The sequence below is a fragment of the Kitasatospora sp. NPDC085464 genome (assembly GCF_044541955.1).
Lineage (GTDB): Bacteria > Actinomycetota > Actinomycetes > Streptomycetales > Streptomycetaceae > Kitasatospora.
The window spans coordinates 1-17484 of the sequence record NZ_JBITTM010000040.1 but is presented as its reverse complement, the minus strand read 5'-3'; the positions used below and the strand labels follow the sequence as shown (position 1 = coordinate 17484).

Sequence of the window (17484 nt, the reverse complement as noted above, 5' to 3'; positions counted from 1 at the left end):
GCACCGGGGCCCGCAGCCGGGTCGGCAAAACCCGAGAAGAGACAGGCAGATGACTGAGCACGCCGCATCCCCCCGCCGCGGGGACAACCCGGCCGCCAACGCTCCCGCTCCCCAGCACGTCGTCGAGACCATGACCGGCGCCCAGTCGCTCATCCGCTCCCTGGAGGCCGTGGGCGCGGACACCGTCTTCGGCATTCCGGGCGGGGCCATCCTTCCCGCGTACGACCCGCTGATGGACTCCGCCAAGGTGCGCCACATCCTGGTCCGGCACGAGCAGGGCGCCGGCCACGCCGCCACCGGGTACGCCCAGGCCACCGGCAAGGTCGGGGTCTGCATGGCCACCTCCGGCCCGGGCGCGACCAACCTGGTCACCCCGATCGCCGACGCCTACATGGACTCCGTGCCGATCGTCGCGATCACCGGGCAGGTCTCCTCCAAGGCGATCGGCACCGACGCCTTCCAGGAGGCGGACATCTGCGGCATCACGATGCCGATCACCAAGCACAACTACCTGGTCACCGACCCGGCCGAGATCCCCCGGGTGATCGCCGAGGCCTTCCACATCGCCGCGACCGGCCGCCCCGGCCCGGTCCTGGTCGACATCGCCAAGGACGCGCTGCAGGCGACCACCACCTTCCGCTGGCCGGTCGAGGCGGCCCTGCCCGGCTACCGCCCGGTCACCAAGCCGCACGCCAAGCAGATCCGCGAGGCCGCGAAGATGCTGGTCAGCGCGAAGCGCCCGGTGCTGTACGTCGGCGGCGGCGTGATCAAGGCGCAGGCCACCGCCGAGCTGCGGATCCTGGCCGAGCTGACCGGCGCCCCGGTGGTCACCACCCTGATGGCCCTCGGCGCCTTCCCGGACAGCCACCCGCAGCACCTGGGCATGCCGGGCATGCACGGCTCCGTCCCGGCCGTCACCGCCCTGCAGAAGTCCGACCTGCTCTTCACCCTCGGCGCCCGCTTCGACGACCGCGTCACCGGCAAGCTGGACAGCTTCGCCCCGTACGCCAAGGTCGTCCACGCCGACATCGACCCGGCCGAGATCGGCAAGAACCGCCCGGCGGACGTGCCGATCGTCGGCGACGCCCGCGAGGTGCTCGCCGACCTGATCGTCGCCGTCCAGGCCGAGTTCGACGCCGGCCACAAGGGCGACTACGCCGAGTGGTGGGAGAAGCTCGACGAGTGGAAGAAGACCTACCCGATCGGCTACGAGCCGGCCCCCAACGGCCAGCTCTCGCCGCAGCAGGTCATCGAGCGGATCGGGCAGCTGGTCGGCCCGGAGGCGATCTACGCCGCGGGCGTGGGCCAGCACCAGATGTGGAGCTCGCAGTTCATCCGGTTCGAGAAGCCCGGCACCTGGCTCAACTCCGGCGGCGCCGGGACCATGGGCTACGCCGTCCCGGCGGCGATGGGCGCCAAGGCCGGCAGCCCGCAGACCCCGGTCTGGGCCATCGACGGCGACGGCTGCTTCCAGATGACCAACCAGGAACTGGTCACCTGCGCCCTGAACGGCATCCCGATCAAGGTCGCGGTCATCAACAACGGCTCGCTGGGCATGGTCCGGCAGTGGCAGACGCTGTTCTACAACCAGCGCTACTCCAACACCGTGCTGCACGCCGGCCCGGGCCACGACGGCATCGAGCCGCCGGCCCAGGGCACCCGGATCCCCGACTTCGTCCTGCTGTCCGAGGCGATGGGCTGCGTGGGCCTGCGCTGCGAGCGCCCCGAGGACCTCGACGCCGTCATCAAGCAGGCGATGGAGATCAACGACCGCCCGGTCGTCATCGACTTCATCGTCCACCAGGACGCCATGGTCTGGCCGATGGTCGCGGCCGGGACCAGCAACGACGAGATCCAGTTCGCCAAGGGCGTTCGTCCCGACTTCGGCGACGACTCCGACTGACCGGGCCCGCCCGCCCGTCGCCCGCCGCCACCCTTCTCGGGACCGGCCACGCCGGACCCCTCCTGTGCGACTGAGGAACCACATGTCCAAGCACACCCTCTCCGTCCTGGTCGAGAACAAGCCCGGCGTGCTCGCCCGCATCGCCTCGCTGTTCTCCCGTCGGGGCTTCAACATCGACTCCCTCGCCGTCGGCCCGACCGAGCACCCGGACGTGTCCCGGATGACGATCGTGGTCAACGTCGAGGACCTCCCGCTGGAACAGGTCACCAAGCAGCTCAACAAGCTCGTGAACGTGATAAAGATCGTCGAACTCGACCAGGCCGCTGCGATCCAGCGGGAACTGGTCCTGGTGAAGGTCCGCGCCGACAACGAGACCCGGTCGCAGATCGTCGAGATCGTCCAGCTCTTCCGTGCCAAGACCGTCGACGTGTCGCCCGAAGCGGTGACCATCGAGGCCACCGGCAGTTCGGACAAGCTGGAGGCCATGCTCCGGATGCTGGAGCCTTACGGCATCAAGGAGTTGGTCCAGTCAGGCCTGGTCGCCATCGGCCGCGGCGCCCGTTCGATCACCGACCGGTCGCTGCGCGCCCTGGACCGCAGCGCGTAAACAGCGCCAGGCGGCGACCCCGCCCGACTCGCCAAACCGTCTCAAACCCTGAAGCAAAGACCCCACACCCGCCGGGACCGCATACGGTGAACACCGCGAACCCGGCACCATGATGCAAGGAGATGTGCCCCCGTGGCCGAGCTGTTCTACGAAGACGACGCCGACCTGTCCATCATCCAGGGCCGCAAGGTCGCGGTCATCGGCTACGGCAGCCAGGGCCACGCCCACGCGCTGTCCCTGCGCGACTCGGGCGCGGACGTCCGGGTCGGCCTGAAGCCCGAGTCCACGTCCCGTGCCAAGGCGGAGGAGGCCGGCCTGCGCGTCGTCACCCCGGCCGAGGCCGCGGCCGAGGCCGACGTCATCATGATCCTGGTCCCGGACCCGATCCAGGCCGACGTCTACGCGGCCGACATCGCCCCGCACCTGAAGGCCGGCGACGCCCTGTTCTTCGGCCACGGCCTGAACATCCGCTACGGCTTCATCAAGCCCCCGGCGGACGTCGACGTCTGCATGGTCGCCCCGAAGGGCCCGGGCCACCTGGTCCGCCGCCAGTACGAGGAGGGCCGCGGCGTCCCGGCGATCGTCGCCGTCGAGCAGGACGCCTCGGGCAACGCCTTCGCCCTGGCGCTGTCGTACGCCAAGGGTCTGGGCGCCACCAAGGCCGGCGTCATCAAGACCACCTTCACCGAGGAGACCGAGACCGACCTGTTCGGTGAGCAGGCCGTCCTCTGCGGTGGCACCGCCGCCCTGGTGAAGGCCGGGTTCGAGACTCTGGTCGAGGCCGGCTACCAGCCGGAGATCGCCTACTTCGAGTGCCTGCACGAGCTGAAGCTCATCGTCGACCTGATGTACGAGGGCGGCCTGGAGAAGATGCGCTGGTCGGTCTCCGAGACCGCCGAGTGGGGCGACTACGTCACCGGCCCGCGGATCATCACCGACGCCACCAAGGCCGAGATGAAGAAGGTCCTCGCCGAGATCCAGGACGGCACCTTCGCCAACAACTGGATCGCCGAGTACAAGGCGGGCCTGCCCAAGTACAACGAGTACAAGAAGGCCGACGAGGACCACCTGCTGGAGACCACCGGCAAGAAGCTGCGCTCGCTGATGAGCTGGGTCAACGAGAAGGCCTGAGCCTTCCCCGCCCCGCGTTCGTAACGCCCTTGTACAAGTAGGCTGCTCCCGTCCGGGTGATTTCGCCGGACGGGAGCAGCCTGGTACCCAGCCCGTCGATACACTTCCGAGTGCGCGTCAGGCCCACAGCGTCGTGCGTCTACCTACGCGGCATGCCACCTTCCCCCGCCCTTCCACGCCACCTTCGTGCCGGGGGAACCGCAGAGTTAAGGACACACTGTCGTGAGCACTGTGACATCCAAGACCGCCGTCGTTCTGATCGCCGAAGAGCTGTCGCCCGCCACCGTCGACGCCCTCGGCCCCGACTTCGAGATCCGCCACTGCAACGGTGCCGACCGCACCGAGCTGCTCACCGCGATCGCCGACGTGGACGCGATCCTGATCCGCTCCGCCACCAAGGTCGACGCCGAGGCGCTGGCCGCCGCCCGCAAGCTCAAGGTGGTCGCCCGCGCCGGCGTCGGCCTGGACAACGTGGACGTCGCCGCCGCCACCAAGGCCGGCGTGATGGTCGTCAACGCGCCGACCTCCAACATCGTCACCGCCGCCGAGCTCGCCTGCGGCCTCCTGATCTCCGTCGCCCGCAACATCGCGCCGGCCAACGCCGCGCTCAAGCAGGGCGAGTGGAAGCGCAACAAGTACACCGGCGTCGAGCTGAGCGAGAAGACCCTCGGTGTCGTCGGCCTCGGCCGGATCGGCGTCCTGGTCGCCCAGCGGATGTCCGCGTTCGGGATGAAGATCGTCGCGTACGACCCCTACATCCAGGCCGCCCGCGCCGCACAGATGGGCGTCAAGCTGGTCACCCTGGAGGAGCTGCTGGAGGTCTCGGACTTCATCACCGTCCACCTCCCCAAGACCCCCGAGACCATCGGCCTGATCGGCGACGAGGCGCTGCACAAGGTCAAGCCGACCGTGCGCATCGTCAACGCCGCCCGCGGCGGCATCGTGGACGAGGAGGCGCTCGCCGCCGCGCTGCGCGAGGGCCGGGTGGCCGGCGCGGGCCTCGACGTGTACGCCAAGGAGCCGTGCACCGACTCCCCGCTGTTCGCCTTCGACAACGTGGTCGCCACCCCGCACCTGGGCGCCTCCACCGACGAGGCGCAGGAGAAGGCCGGCATCGCGGTCGCCAAGTCGGTGCGCCTCGCGCTGGCCGGCGAGCTCGTACCGGACGCGGTGAACGTCCAGGGCGGCGTGATCGCCGAGGACGTCCGTCCGGGCCTGCCGCTGGCCGAGAAGCTCGGCCGGATCTTCACCGCGCTGGCCGGCGAGGTGGCCGTCCGGCTCGACGTCGAGGTCCGCGGCGAGATCACCCAGCACGACGTCAAGGTGCTCGAACTGTCCGCGCTGAAGGGGGTGTTCGAGGACGTGGTGGCCGAGACGGTGTCCTACGTCAACGCCCCGCTGTTCGCCCAGGAGCGCGGCGTCGAGGTCCGCCTGACCACCTCCAGCGAGAGCCCCGAGCACCGCAACGTGATCACCGTGCGCGGCACGCTCGCGAACGGCGAGGAGATCGCCATCTCCGGCACGCTGGCCGGCCCCAAGCAGACCCAGAAGATCGTCGGCGTGGACGCCTTCGACGTGGACGTGGCGCTCACCGACCACATGGCCTTCTTCAAGTACGAGGACCGCCCCGGCGTGGTCGGCGTGCTCGGCCGCCACCTCGGCGACGCGGGCATCAACATCGCCGGCATGCAGGTCGCCCGCGACGGCGGCGGCGCGCTGGCCTCCATCACCGTGGACAGCGAGATCCCGCAGGACGTGCTGACCGTGATCGCCGCCGAGATCGGCGCCCGCTTCGCGCGCTCGGTCGACCTGGGCTGACGGGTCCCCCGCCCGCGCAGGGCCCGGACCGCCGTAGGACGGCGGTCCGGGCCCTGCTGCGTTCCGCCGGGTGACCGCCGTCTCAGATAGTAGGAAATCCAAGTATTCGTGCAGACACGGCCGGGGCGGGGTCGTACCGTGGAAGAGCCATACGGTGTGCCGCCCCTGTAGCCAGGGCGCGCGGCCCGTATGCGCGTGCGCCCTCACGGGCAGGCGATCCCTGCCCCCGCGCTCCTACCCTCCCACCCTCCCGCCGCGCTCTTCGAGCGCGCCGCTTCCAAGGAGCCCGGTATGCCCACCACCGTCGACCGCCACGCCCCCGCCGCCCCCGCCGCCGCCCCCGTCCGCGCCCCGCGCCGTCGTCGGGCCGCCGAGCGGAACAGCTACGCCGCCGCCGCGCTGCAGCGCTCGCTGGACCGCCGGGACAACGGCGGTGTCACCGGCCACCACTGAGCCGAGCCGCGGGTGGCGTTCATCGGCCGACTGGGCCGGACGGGTTGACGGTCCGTCACCCCGTAGAGTGCAACATCGGTCCGTCCGGGGGAAGTTGCTCGCCCGGCCCGGCGCGATCATCCTAATTTGGGGCCCCCGGAAGGGTGATCGACGGCCGCGCGGGCGGGCGTCAGCGGCACGGAGTGCGGATCAGTCCCCCTGCCGGGGGAGAGGGCCCAGTGCGTCTGCCACCCGTCCGCCGACCCGTCGCCCGGATCGGCCTCACCCTGGCCCTGCTGGCCGGGAGCGCCGTCCTCGCCGCCACCCCGGCGGCAGGCGGCCAACCCACCGCAGGACCGCCGGCTGCAGGACCGCCGACCGCAGGACCGCCGACCGCAGGACCGCCGACCGCAGGACCGCCGACCGCCGGATCCCCGGCGGCCGGTCGAACGGCCTCCGTGCTGCTCGAACTCACCACCGAAGCGGCCGGCCCCGCCTGGCGGCGCGCCGCCGACGGGGCCCGACGGGAGCAGCGCTCCCCGGAGGCCGTCCGGCGGGCGGCCGCGCAGGCCGGTGCCGCCCAGCGGGCCCGGGCCGGAGACGCGCTGGAGCAGCTCGCCGGGGCCGTCCACCGGACGGCTCCGGCCGCCCGCGAGCTCTACCGCACCCACACCCTGCTCACCGGGCTCGCGGTCAGCGCCCCCGCCGACCGGTTGCCCGCGCTGCGGGCGCTGCCCGGCGTCCGGGCCGTCCACCCGATCGTCAACAAGCGGCGCGACAACGCCTACTCCGTCCCGCTGACCGGCGCTCCGCAGGTGTGGTCCGGTGGCGCGGCGCCGGCCGGCACCACCGGCGCGGGCGTGCGGATCGGGATCGTCGACAGCGGCATCGACTACACCCACGCCGACTTCGGCGGGCCCGGCACCGAGGAGGCCTTCCGTTCGGTCGAGCGCGGCAAGCCCGCGCCGGCCGCGCTGTTCCCCAACGCCAAGGTGGTCGGCGGCAAGGACCTGGTCGGCGACGACTACGACCCCGACCCGGCCTCCCCGCAGTACCAGCCCGTGCCGCACCCCGGGGACAACCCGATCGACTGCGTGCGCAACGGGCACGGCACCCACGTCGCCGGCACCGCGGCCGGGTACGGCGTCACCGCCGACGGCCGGCCGTACACCGGTCCGTACGGCCCCGGGCTGGACCCGGCCTCGTTCCGGATCGGCCCCGGCGCCGCCCCCGGCGCCCAGCTGTACGCCATCCGGGTGTTCGGCTGCGACGGCTCCACCGACCGCCTCGCCCAGGCCCTCGACGTGGCCGCCGACCCGAACGGGGACGGCGACCTCGGCGACCGGCTGGACGTCGTCAACCTCTCGCTCGGCAGCAGCTTCGGCAGCGCCGACGACACCGACGCGCTGGCCGTCGACCGGCTCGCCTCGCTGGGCACCGTCGTGGTCGCGGCCGCCGGCAACGAGGGCGACGTGTACGGCATCGGTGGCAGCCCCGGCACCGCCGCCCGGGCGATCACCGTCGCCGCCTCCGTCCACGGGCACGCCGACGTGGACGGCGTCACCGTGCTCGCCCCCGCCGCGCTGGCCGGGGTCGTCCCGGCGCACTGGAGCGAACGCTACGAGGGGTGGGCCACCGCCGACGTCGGCGGTGAACTCGCCGTGCCCGCCGACCAGTCGGACGGCTGCGCCGCCTTCGACGAGGCCGACCGGCAGCGGCTGGCCGGGAAGGTCGCCCTGTTGGCCTGGACGACCAGGGACGCCGACCGGGCCTGCAACTCCGGCCCGCGCGCCGACCACGTCGCCGACGCGGGCGCGATCGGCGCGCTGTACGCCGCCGACTCCGACCACCTCGCCGAGATCGCGGGCGACGACCGCGTCCCCGTCGCCCTGCTGGCCCGCGCCGACGGGGAGCGCCTGCGCCGGGCCGTGGCCGCCGGGCCGGTGCGGGTCCGGCTCGCCGCCCCCGGCAACCGTTTGCACGGCTCCGTGGCGCAGAACCAGCCGGCCCGGGTCGACACCCTCACCGACTTCACCTCCCGCGGCATCGGCGTGCCCGGGGTGGTGAAGCCCGACCTCGCCGCCCCCGGCGAGACCATCTGGTCCGCCCTGGTCGGCAGCGGCACCGGCGGCCAGCGCGAGAACGGCACCTCGATGGCCACCCCGCACGTCGCCGGGCTCGCCGCTCTGGTCCGCGCCGCCCACCCGGACTGGCCGGTCGAGCAGCTCAAGGCCGCGCTGATGAACACCACCGCGGACACCTACGTCGGCGACGACCACAGCGGGCCGGTCTACGGGCCCGAGCGCACCGGCGCCGGGCGGGTCCGGGTCGACCAGGCGGTCCGCACCCCCGTCGTCGCCTACGCGGCGGGGAAGGGCGCCGAGGAGGGCGGCGTCGGCGTCTCGTTCGGGCCGGTCGAGGTCGGCGGGCCGACGGCGCTCGTGCGGGAGATCGAGGTCCGCAACCACGGTGACTCGCCGCTGAGTTACCGCACCGGCTATGCGGCGGCCACCGAACTGCCCGGCGCCTCCTTCACGGTGGCCCCGGAGCGGGTCGACGTGCCGGCGGGCGGCACGGCGCGGGTACGGGTCACGCTGTCCGTCCCCGGGGAGTTGGGCCGCGCGCCCGACCCGACCATCGACACCGTGCAGGGCGGCAAGGCGCGCAGCTACCGGGGCGAGCTCTCGGGGCGGGTGCTGCTGACGCCGGTCGCGGGCGACGCGCTGCCGCAGCTGCGGGTCCCGGTGTTCGCCGCGCCGCGGCCGGCCTCCGACATCACGGTGACGGCCGCCGTCCGCACCGTGCGCGACCGCACCCTCGTCACGCTCGGCGGCAGCGCCGCGCCCGGGGCGACGCCCGGACTGGCCACCGCCCTCGCCCTCGGCGGCGAAGGAGCCCGCTGGGCCGACTGCCCGCCCGGCAGCGGCACCGCCGTCGGGCCGGGCGCGGGCATCCGGCCCGACGGTGCGGGGGAGGGGGCCGACCCCGGGCAGGACGTCTGCGTCGAGCACCCCGGCGAACGGTCCGTGAACCTGCGGGCGGCCGGCGCCGCCGTCGACTCCGAACTGCTGTACGTCGGCGCGCAGGTGTGGGCCCCGGCAGCCACCCCGGTCGGGCTGTACGGGGTGCGGGTCGCGCTGGACACCGACGGGGACGGCAGCACCGACGTCATCCTCAAGGCCGACCGGCAGCGCGGCAGCGACGTCCTGGTCTCCCGCGCCCTCGACGCCCGTACCGGCGCCGAGCTCGACGTCCAGCCGCTGAACGCCCGCTGGGGCGACACCGACACCGCGCTGCTGGACAGCGACGTCGTGGTCCTGCCCGTCCGGCTGAGCGCCCTGCCCGGCGTCGGCCCCGGCCACAGCACCGTCCACTACGGCGTCTGGACCGGCGTCGCCGGCCCCGGCACACCGGATCCGGCCGAGGCCTACGCCGCCATCGGCCTGCGCGGCACCCGGCCGGCCGTCCCGGTGGACGTCCTGCAGCCGGCCCTCGACGCCCGGGTCGGCCTCACCGGGCCTCCGGCGGTCATGGCCCCGGTCGGCCCCGGCGCCGTCCTCGCGGTGCACCGCACGGCGGGCTCCAAGCTCCTGCTGCTGCAGCACCTCAACCCGGGCGAGCGGCGGGCCCAGGTGCTGACCCTGCCCTGAGCCGCGGCAGCCGATTGACGGGGCGGCCTGCCGACACCGGTCGGCGGGCCGCCCCTGCGCGTTGCGGGCGTCCTACGCGTTCCCGGCGTCCGTGGCGTCCGTGGCGTCCGTGGTGTCCGTGGTGTCCGTGGTGTCCGTGGCGTCCTTGGCGTCCCGGGCGGCGCGCCGCTCGCGGCGCGGAGTGCGGGTGGGGCGGCGGGAGAGGCGGGCGAAGACGGCCACCAGGCCGAGGGCGGCGACGGTGGCGGAGCCGACGGTGAGGCCCTCCGTGAGCCCCGGCGGGCGGAACGAACAGGCGATCCGGGAGGCGCCGGGGCCGAGGGGCAGGCCGATCATGCCCAGCACCCGAGTGGGGGCGGAGGCGCGGCCGCCGTCGACGGCGCAGGTCCAGCCCTCGGTGGCGGGGAGGGCGAGCAGCGCGGTGCCGGTGGAGCCGACCGGGAGGGTGGCCGCGAGCGTGTGCCCACCGGCCTCGACGCGGGTGGCGCCGCCGGCGGTGAGGCGGGCGACGGCGGCCTCCAGGGCGCCGGTCCGCAGACAGCCGATCGGGCGGGCCGGGACCTGGCTGACGGTGTCGGAGCGCAGCGTCACCCGGACCACCCCGTCCGCCGGGACGGTCCCCAGCCGGTGGATCGGCACGGCCGTGGTCGGCTGCTCGCCGTCGCTGCGGAAGGCGGCGCCCAGGGCGCTGACCGTGCCCCGGTACCAGACGCCGTGGAAGAACGCCGTCGACCCGGGCGTGCAGGCGGCGGTGAAGACGGTGCCCTCCTCGCCGGGCGGCACCGACCAGCCGCTGGTGCCGTGCAGGGTGGGCGCCGGGCCACCGGCCGGGACGGGCAGCGGGGCGTCGTACACCTGGCTGCCGAGCAGCGACTCCTGCCGCGACCAGACCGAGGAGGTGTCCGGGCGGGCGCCCGGGGGCAGCACGGTGACCAGCGGCGGCGCGGCGGCCCGGACAGGGGTGAAGCCGTACGGCGGCGGACCGTCGTCCAGGTGGGCGCGGACGGCGAACAGTGCCTGCCCGACCGGGTCGGTGACGCTCTCGGTCTGCCGCCCGCCGGCGGTCCAGCCCGCGCCGAGGTCGTGCAGCAGCAGGGCCGCGACGGTCGGCAGGTACCCGCTGAAGTAGCCGCCGCCCTGGCCGCCCAGCAGCAGCGGGTCGTTGGTGGTGAAGGCGTGCGGGCCGGGGTCGCTGCGGCCGCGCGGCCAGTCCTCGGCCGCGCGGACCGCCGCGTGTCCGGCCCGCACGGCCGCCGGCCGGACACTGCCGGAGGGGGCCGCGCCGAGCGCCGCGTACCCGGACCAGACGGCGTTGCCGAACACCGCGCCGCCGATCACCCAGGTGGCGACGGTGTTCGCCCGGCGGTCCGGGTGGCGGCGGTCCAGGACCCACAGCGCGGCGAGCAGGGCGGTGCCGCCGACGGCCAGCAGCACCCAGGTGGCGGTGCGCACCGAGTGCAGGCCCGCCGCGACCGAGGCGATCACCGCGACCACGGCCGCGCCGCCCAGCAGGGTGAGCCGGTCCGGCCGGTGTGCCAGTGACACCCAACCGGCCAGCACCAGCAGCCCGCTGAACACGAAGGCGACCCGGTACGGCCCACCGGCCGGGATCGCCAGGCCGTGCCACACCAGGACGGTCGGCGTCCAGACGAAGCCGAGCACCACCAGCACCAGCGCCGCGCACCAGGCCGCCCGCTCCCGCGGCCGCACCCTCCGGTTGAAGGGCAGCCCGCACACCAGCAGCAGCCCGAACAGCCCGATCGCCACGTCCGGCAGCCCCCGCCCGCCGTGGGTGGCGGGCAGCAACTGGGCGAGGTGGCCGCCCAGGCCGGACGGGCCGAGCGGCTCCACCGGGGACTCGGGCTGGGCGCGCTGCGCCGCCTGCACCGCGACGAACAGCACCGGGGAGGCGAGCAGCACCCCGGTCGTGGCCATGGTGACCGCCCGGCCGGTGGCCCGGACCCGTTGGCGCAACGGCCGTGACGTGGCGAACAGGCGGACGGCGAACAGGAGTCCGGCCGCCAGGGTGGCCAGCGCGGCGGTGTACAGGTTGCCCGCCCAGGCCAGCGCGACGCAGAGCGTGCCGGCCACCCAGCGCCGCTCGCGCAGGCACCAGTCGGCGGCGAGGCCGAGCAGCGGCAGCGAGACCAGGCCCCAGAGCCACATCGGCGCGGCCCCGCCGACGTCCAGCACCCAGGCGCACAGCCCGTACCCGACGGCGGCGAACGCCCGCAGCCAGTGCGGGCCCGGATGGAGGCGGCCGAGCAGGCGGGCCATCAGGGCGGTGCCGAGGCCGATGGTGGCGAGGGTGACCAGCAGCACGGCGAGCTCGCCCCGGTCGCGGGGGAGGAACGCGGTGAACCAGGAGAACGGGTTCATCAGGTAGGCGAAGAAGTCCGCCAGGAACGGGACGCCGTACCCGCTGTTCCAGTTGAACAGCACGTCCCCCGTGGCCTCCCCGTGCAGCAGGTCCCACAGGTGGGCGTGGTACGGCACCGCGACCTCCTCCGCCCCGGCCGGCCACCGCCCGCGCAGCCCCAGTGCCAGCGCGTACCCGCCCATCGCCAGGGCGGCCGCACCCCCGCTGACCAGCACCTCCCGCCGCCGCTCGCCCTGCACCCACGCGCCCCGTTCTGCCAGTGACCCCGGACCTCGCCACCCTAAGCGCGAGCCACGACGTACGCGCTCCGTCGAACGAGTGGCGTCCGAGGAGGCTTTGCCGAGTAGCCTGGGAGGGCCGCCAGGATGCCCGTATGGGAGGAACCATGAGCATCGCGCCGTACCCCGACTGGATTCGGCCTCCTGCTGGTGGCTACACCGCAGAGGATCTTGACCGGCTGCCTGATCTCCCGCCGCACACCGAGCTGATCGACGGGAGCCTGATCTTCGTGAGTCCGCAGACCGCGTTCCACATGCGTACGCTCCGCAGGCTGGAGCGGGCACTGGAGACTGCTACGCCGGAGGGATGGCAGGTCTGGCGGGAGATGACGGTCAGGCTGGACCGGCGCAATCGGCCCGAGCCGGATCTGCTCGTCGTCGATGACCAGGGGGTCACCGGCCCGAAACAGACCTTCTGCGAGGCGGTGGACGTGTTGCTGGCCGTCGAGGTCGTGTCCGAGGAATCCGAGGAGCGTGACCGGGACACCAAGCCGCGCAAGTACGCGGCGGCCGGCATCAAGCACTTCTGGCGGGTCGAGAGCGACGACGACGGGAAGCCGATCGTCTATGTCTACGAGTTGGATCCGGTGACCCCTGCCTACGTCGTCACCGGCATCTACCACAAGCAGTTGAAGGTCGATCAGCCGTTCCGGGTCGAGATCGACCTCACCTGATCCGTCCGGATGGTGGACGCCAGGTGTCAGCCCCTGGGACGGCGGAGTAGGGTCCGAGCATGTCTCGCACCATTCGTCTCGCAGTTGTCCCGGGTGACGGCATCGGTCAGGAAGTGGTGGCCGAAGGCCTCAAGGTCCTGGGTGCCGTGCTTCCCGCCGATGTGAAGCTGGAGACCACCGAGTACGACCTCGGGGCCCGGCGCTACCACCGGACGGGGGAGACGCTGCCGGACGACGTGCTGGCGGAGCTGAAGTCGCACGACGCGATCCTGCTGGGTGCCATCGGCGACCCGAGTGTGCCGTCGGGCGTGCTGGAGCGCGGGCTGCTGCTCAAGCTGCGGTTCGCCTTCGACCACCACATCAACCTGCGTCCGGGTCGCCTCTTCCCCGGGGTGCGGTCCCCGCTGGCCGGCGAGCCCGACATCGACTTCGTGGTCGTCCGCGAGGGCACCGAGGGACCGTACGTCGGCAACGGCGGCACGCTGCGCACCGGGACGCCGCAGGAGGTGGCCACCGAGGTCAGCCTGAACACGGCGTACGGCATCGAGCGCGTGGTGCGCGACGCGTACCGCCGGGCGCAGGCGCGGCCGCGCAAGAAGCTCACCCTGGTGCACAAGAACAACGTGCTGGTGCACGCCGGGCACCTGTGGACGCGGATCTTCGCCGAGGTCGGCAAGGAGTTCCCCGAGGTCACCACCGACTACCTGCACGTCGACGCGGCGACGATCTTCTTCGTCACCCAGCCCGAGCGCTTCGACGTGATCGTCACCGACAACCTGTTCGGCGACATCCTGACCGACCTCGCGGCCGCCGTCACCGGCGGGATCGGCCTGGCGGCGAGCGGCAACATCAACCCGAGCGGTGAGTTCCCGTCCATGTTCGAGCCGGTGCACGGCTCGGCGCCGGACATCGCCGGCCAGGGCAAGGCCGACCCGACCGCCACCGTGCTGTCGGTCGCCATGCTGCTGGAGCACCTCGGCTTCGCCGCCGAGGCCGCTGCGGTCGAGGCCGCCGTCGCGGCGGACCTGGCCGAGCGCTCCGGTACCCGCAGCACCTCCCAGGTCGGCGACGCGCTCGCCGGTCGAGTATCGGGCGGCTGACGAGCCGGACCGACAAAAGGTTTCCGGCCAGGTGGGCCGGACCGCATAACCGCAGCTCGCGGCTCTGGTAGGAGCCGGTGGCTGTTCGGCACGGCCCTCTGGATGCGAGTATCGACAGTGGGCCGTGCCGTTGTGCGCTCGTTCCGGCGTTCGATCGCCGAAACGTCCCTGCAGCGGTGGCGGCCCGGACCAACCCCACGGTGAAGGAAACAGCCATGAGCACGCCCACCCAGGCGCCCATCACGTTCGACCTCAAGCCCTCCGCCCACCCGCTGCCCGCAGCGGAGCGCGAGGCCCGGCTGACCAACCCCGGCTTCGGCCGCGTCTTCACCGACCACATGGTCACCATCCGCTGGACCGAGGGCGTGGGCTGGCACGACGCCCAGCTGGCGCCGTACGCGCCGCTGGAGATCGACCCGGCGAACATGACCCTGCACTACGGACAGGCGATCTTCGAGGGCCTGAAGGCCTACCGCCAGGCCGACGGCTCCATCGCGACCTTCCGCCCGGAGGCCAACGCCGCCCGCTTCCAGGCCTCGGCCCGCCGCCTGGCCATGCCGGAGCTGCCGGTCGAGACCTTCGTCGAGGCCGTGGAGCTACTGGTCCAGCAGGAGCAGGAGTGGGTCCCGAACGAGCCGGAGCAGAGCCTCTACCTGCGTCCGTTCATGTTCGCCACCGAGGTCGGCCTGGGTGTCCGCCCGGCCAACTCCTACCTCTTCATGATCATCGCCTCGCCGGCCGGCGCCTACTTCCAGGGCGGCATCAAGCCGGTCTCGGTCTGGCTGTCCAAGGAGTACGTCCGGGCCGCGCCCGGGGGCACCGGCGCCGCCAAGTGCGCGGGCAACTACGCCGCCTCGCTGGTCGCCCAGGCCCAGGCCGCCGAGAAGGGCTGCGACCAGGTCGTCTGGCTCGACGCCGCCGAGCACCGGTGGGTCGAGGAGATGGGCGGCATGAACCTGTACTTCGTCTTCGGCGAGGGCGAGGACGCGAAGATCGTCACCCCGGAGCTGTCCGGCGCGCTGCTGCCCGGCATCACCCGCGACTCGCTGCTCCAGCTCGCCTCCGACCTCGGCTACGCCGTCGAGGAGCGGAAGATCTCCACCGACGAGTGGCAGCAGGCCAACGCCGACGGCACCCTCACCGAGGTCTTCGCCTGCGGCACCGCCGCCGTCATCACCCCGGTCGGATCGGTGAAGTCCGCCGCCGCCGACTGGACCGTGGGCACCGGCGAGCCCGGCCCGATCACCATGGAGCTGCGCAAGGCGCTGCTGTCGATCCAGGGCGGCCAGACCCCCGACACCCACAACTGGCTGCACAAGATCGTCTGATCCGCGGGCGCCCGCATCGGCACCGCCTCCGCACCCGTACCGGCTCCGGCCCGCCACGTTCCGCATCGCGAGACGGGCGGGCCGGATCCCGGGGGCTGTGCCAGACTGCCGACGTGTCCTCGCTTTCGCCGATTATTGGCAGCAGGCGCGCCGGTCCGCAGTGACCGCTCCCGCAGGACCCGATGCGGAGCGACCACGAGCGTCCAGACCCGCGCGCAGACCTCTCGCACCCGCGAGGGGTCTTTTGCTTTTGGGGCGAGGCCCCGACGAGCAGCCACCCGGACCGGCCGAGAGCCCCCACGAAGGGCTCGGGGACACCGGGCCCGCGCGCGAGATCCTGGACAGTGGAGCCGGGACCAGAAGACCGGCCGGAGCAGTACGAACCTCCCCGAACGGAGAACCAGGGGTCATGACCGAGGTCAGCCGTACCGACGACAGTTTCCACGTGTTCGACACCACGCTGCGCGACGGCGCCCAGCGTGAGGGCATCAACCTGACGGTGGCGGACAAGCTGGCCATCGCCCGGCACCTGGACGAGTTCGGGGTCGGCTTCATCGAGGGCGGCTGGCCCGGGGCCAACCCGCGCGACACCGAGTTCTTCGCCCGCGCCGCCGCCGAGCTGGAGCTGCGGAACGCACAGCTGGTCGCCTTCGGCGCCACCCGCAGGGCCGGCGGCCGGGCCGCGGACGACCCGCAGCTGGCCGCGCTGGTCAACTCCGGCGCCCCGGTGATCACCCTGGTCGCCAAGTCGCACGACCGGCACGTGGAGCTGGCGCTGCGCACCACCCTGGACGAGAACCTGGAGATGATCCGGGACAGCGTCGAGTTCCTGCGCGCCCGGGGCCGCCGGGTGTTCATCGACTGCGAGCACTTCTTCGACGGCTACCGGGCGAACCGGGAGTACGCCCTCGCCGTGGTCCGCACCGCGCACGAGGCCGGGGCGGACGTGGTGGTGCTGTGCGACACCAACGGCGGGATGCTGCCCGCCGGCGTCCGGGACACCGTCGCCGACGTCCTGGCCCGGACGGGCGCCCGGCTCGGCATCCACGCCCAGGACGACACCGGCTGCGCGGTGGCCAACACCCTGGCCGCGGTGGACGCCGGGGCGACCCACGTCCAGTGCACCGCCAACGGCTACGGCGAGCGGGTCGGCAACGCCAACCTGTTCCCGGTGGTCGGCGCGCTGGAGATCAAGTACGACCGCCGGGTGCTGCCCGAGGGCCGGCTGGCCGAGATGACCCGGATCTCGCACGCGATCGCCGAACTGGTCAACCTGACCCCCTCCACCCACCAGCCGTACGTCGGCTACTCGGCCTTCGCCCACAAGGCGGGCCTGCACGCCTCCGCGATCAAGGTCGACCCGGACCTGTACCAGCACATCGACCCCGAGCGGGTCGGCAACACCATGCGGATGCTGGTCTCCGACATGGCCGGCCGGGCCTCCGTCGAACTCAAGGGCAAGGAACTCGGCTACGACCTGTCCACCGACCGGGACCTGGCCGGCCGGGTGGTCGCCAAGGTGAAGGAGCAGGAGAACCTGGGCTACACCTACGAGTCGGCCGACGCCTCCTTCGAGCTGCTGCTGCGCGACGAGGTGCGCGGCAGCCGGGACCGCTTCTACACCCTGGAGTCCTGGCGGACCATCAGCGAGCAGGGCCCGAACGGGATCTCCGGCAACGAGGCGACCGTCAAGCTCTGGGCGAAGGGCGAGCGCCGGATCGCCGTCGGCGAGGGCAACGGCCCGGTCAACGCGCTGGACCAGGCGCTGCGCACCGCGCTGGAGGGCATCTACCCGCCGCTGGCCACCTTCGAGCTGGTGGACTACAAGGTCCGCATCCTGGAGGGGCAGCACGGCACCGGGTCCAAGACCCGGGTGCTGATCGAGTCCACCGACGGCACGTCCACCTGGTCCACCGTCGGCGTCGCCGACAACGTGGTCGCCGCCTCCTGGCTGGCGCTGGAGGACGCGTACACCTACGGTCTGGTCCGCGCCGGCCTGGAGCCCACCGAGTAGCCGGCCCGCGACGTGCCAGTGGACCGCCGGACTCCGCGTGGAGTCCGGCGGTCCACCCGTGCCCGGGTCACCGCAGCCGGGCGAGCAGGGCGTGTTCGACGAGGGTGATGAGGGCGCTCTTGGCGCTGTCGCGGCGGCGGGCGTCGAGGGTGATGACGGGGGTGTCGGC

At 73.2% G+C, this 17484-nt stretch carries 11 protein-coding genes and 1 pseudogene; 10 read left to right on the top strand and 2 right to left on the bottom strand.

Annotated features, from left to right (window positions below; all coding sequences use genetic code 11):
* The first annotated feature begins 49 nt into the window (after nucleotides 1-49).
* The 6 genes from ACIGG8_RS30925 to ACIGG8_RS30900 all read left to right on the top strand — a co-directional run bounded on the left by ACIGG8_RS30925 (nucleotide 50) and on the right by ACIGG8_RS30900 (nucleotide 9541).
* Complete coding sequence (locus tag ACIGG8_RS30925) at nucleotides 50-1903, top strand: acetolactate synthase large subunit (RefSeq protein ID WP_396552010.1); 1854 nt, start codon at nucleotides 50-52, stop codon at nucleotides 1901-1903.
* A gap of 82 nt (nucleotides 1904-1985) precedes the next feature.
* Nucleotides 1986-2510 carry an acetolactate synthase small subunit gene (ilvN, locus tag ACIGG8_RS30920; protein ID WP_030057405.1) on the top strand — a complete coding sequence of 175 codons (525 nt, stop codon included), beginning with the start codon at nucleotides 1986-1988 and terminating at the stop codon, nucleotides 2508-2510.
* Nucleotides 2511-2642: 132 nt separating this feature from the next.
* Nucleotides 2643-3641, top strand: coding sequence for a ketol-acid reductoisomerase (ilvC, locus tag ACIGG8_RS30915; RefSeq protein ID WP_350520176.1), 999 nt, complete (start codon nucleotides 2643-2645; stop codon nucleotides 3639-3641).
* A 231-nt stretch (nucleotides 3642-3872) separates the two neighbouring features.
* Nucleotides 3873-5459: a phosphoglycerate dehydrogenase gene (gene serA, locus ACIGG8_RS30910; RefSeq protein ID WP_350520343.1), complete on the top strand. Its 1587-nt coding sequence runs from the start codon at nucleotides 3873-3875 to the stop codon at nucleotides 5457-5459.
* 291 nt (nucleotides 5460-5750) lie between these two features.
* Entirely contained in the window at nucleotides 5751-5912 is a 162-nt protein-coding gene (locus tag ACIGG8_RS30905; RefSeq protein ID WP_350630965.1) for a hypothetical protein, read from the top strand.
* A gap of 218 nt (nucleotides 5913-6130) precedes the next feature.
* Complete coding sequence (locus ACIGG8_RS30900) at nucleotides 6131-9541, top strand: S8 family serine peptidase (RefSeq protein WP_396552009.1); 3411 nt, start codon at nucleotides 6131-6133, stop codon at nucleotides 9539-9541.
* A 72-nt stretch (nucleotides 9542-9613) separates the two neighbouring features.
* Here the strand turns inward: ACIGG8_RS30900 and ACIGG8_RS30895 are convergent, their stop codons facing one another.
* Nucleotides 9614-12160 carry a YfhO family protein gene (locus ACIGG8_RS30895; RefSeq protein WP_396552008.1) on the bottom strand — a complete coding sequence of 849 codons (2547 nt, stop codon included), beginning with the start codon at nucleotides 12158-12160 and terminating at the stop codon, nucleotides 9614-9616.
* 146 nt (nucleotides 12161-12306) lie between these two features.
* Here ACIGG8_RS30895 and ACIGG8_RS30890 point away from each other — a divergent pair, with 146 nt between their 5' ends.
* The 4 genes from ACIGG8_RS30890 to cimA all read left to right on the top strand — a co-directional run bounded on the left by ACIGG8_RS30890 (nucleotide 12307) and on the right by cimA (nucleotide 17315).
* On the top strand, nucleotides 12307-12873 hold the full coding sequence (locus ACIGG8_RS30890; RefSeq protein ID WP_396552007.1) for a Uma2 family endonuclease: 567 nt from the start codon (nucleotides 12307-12309) through the stop codon (nucleotides 12871-12873).
* 59 nt (nucleotides 12874-12932) lie between these two features.
* A complete protein-coding gene (locus ACIGG8_RS30885) occupies nucleotides 12933-13973 on the top strand; it encodes a 3-isopropylmalate dehydrogenase (RefSeq protein WP_396552006.1) in 1041 nt (346 codons plus the stop codon).
* A gap of 215 nt (nucleotides 13974-14188) precedes the next feature.
* On the top strand, nucleotides 14189-15301 hold the full coding sequence (locus tag ACIGG8_RS30880; protein ID WP_396552005.1) for a branched-chain amino acid aminotransferase: 1113 nt from the start codon (nucleotides 14189-14191) through the stop codon (nucleotides 15299-15301).
* Between the two features lie 409 nt (nucleotides 15302-15710).
* A complete protein-coding gene (gene cimA / locus ACIGG8_RS30875) occupies nucleotides 15711-17315 on the top strand; it encodes a citramalate synthase (RefSeq protein WP_350526744.1) in 1605 nt (534 codons plus the stop codon).
* Nucleotides 17316-17382: 67 nt separating this feature from the next.
* Here the strand turns inward: cimA and ACIGG8_RS30870 are convergent.
* A pseudogene (locus ACIGG8_RS30870) lies at nucleotides 17383-17484 on the bottom strand (ATP-binding protein); the annotation flags it as partial.

Bases quoted from the DNA above. Each gene is read 5' to 3' on its own strand.
- ACIGG8_RS30925 (WP_396552010.1), top strand. From the start codon at position 50: ATGACTGAGCACGCCGCATCCCCCCGCCGCGGGGACAACCCGGCCGCC.
- ilvN (WP_030057405.1), top strand. From the start codon at position 1,986: ATGTCCAAGCACACCCTCTCCGTCCTGGTCGAGAACAAGCCCGGCGTG.
- ACIGG8_RS30905 (WP_350630965.1), top strand. From the start codon at position 5,751: ATGCCCACCACCGTCGACCGCCACGCCCCCGCCGCCCCCGCCGCCGCC.
- ACIGG8_RS30890 (WP_396552007.1), top strand. From the start codon at position 12,307: ATGAGCATCGCGCCGTACCCCGACTGGATTCGGCCTCCTGCTGGTGGC.
- ACIGG8_RS30885 (WP_396552006.1), top strand. From the start codon at position 12,933: ATGTCTCGCACCATTCGTCTCGCAGTTGTCCCGGGTGACGGCATCGGT.
- ACIGG8_RS30880 (WP_396552005.1), top strand. From the start codon at position 14,189: ATGAGCACGCCCACCCAGGCGCCCATCACGTTCGACCTCAAGCCCTCC.
- cimA (WP_350526744.1), top strand. From the start codon at position 15,711: ATGACCGAGGTCAGCCGTACCGACGACAGTTTCCACGTGTTCGACACC.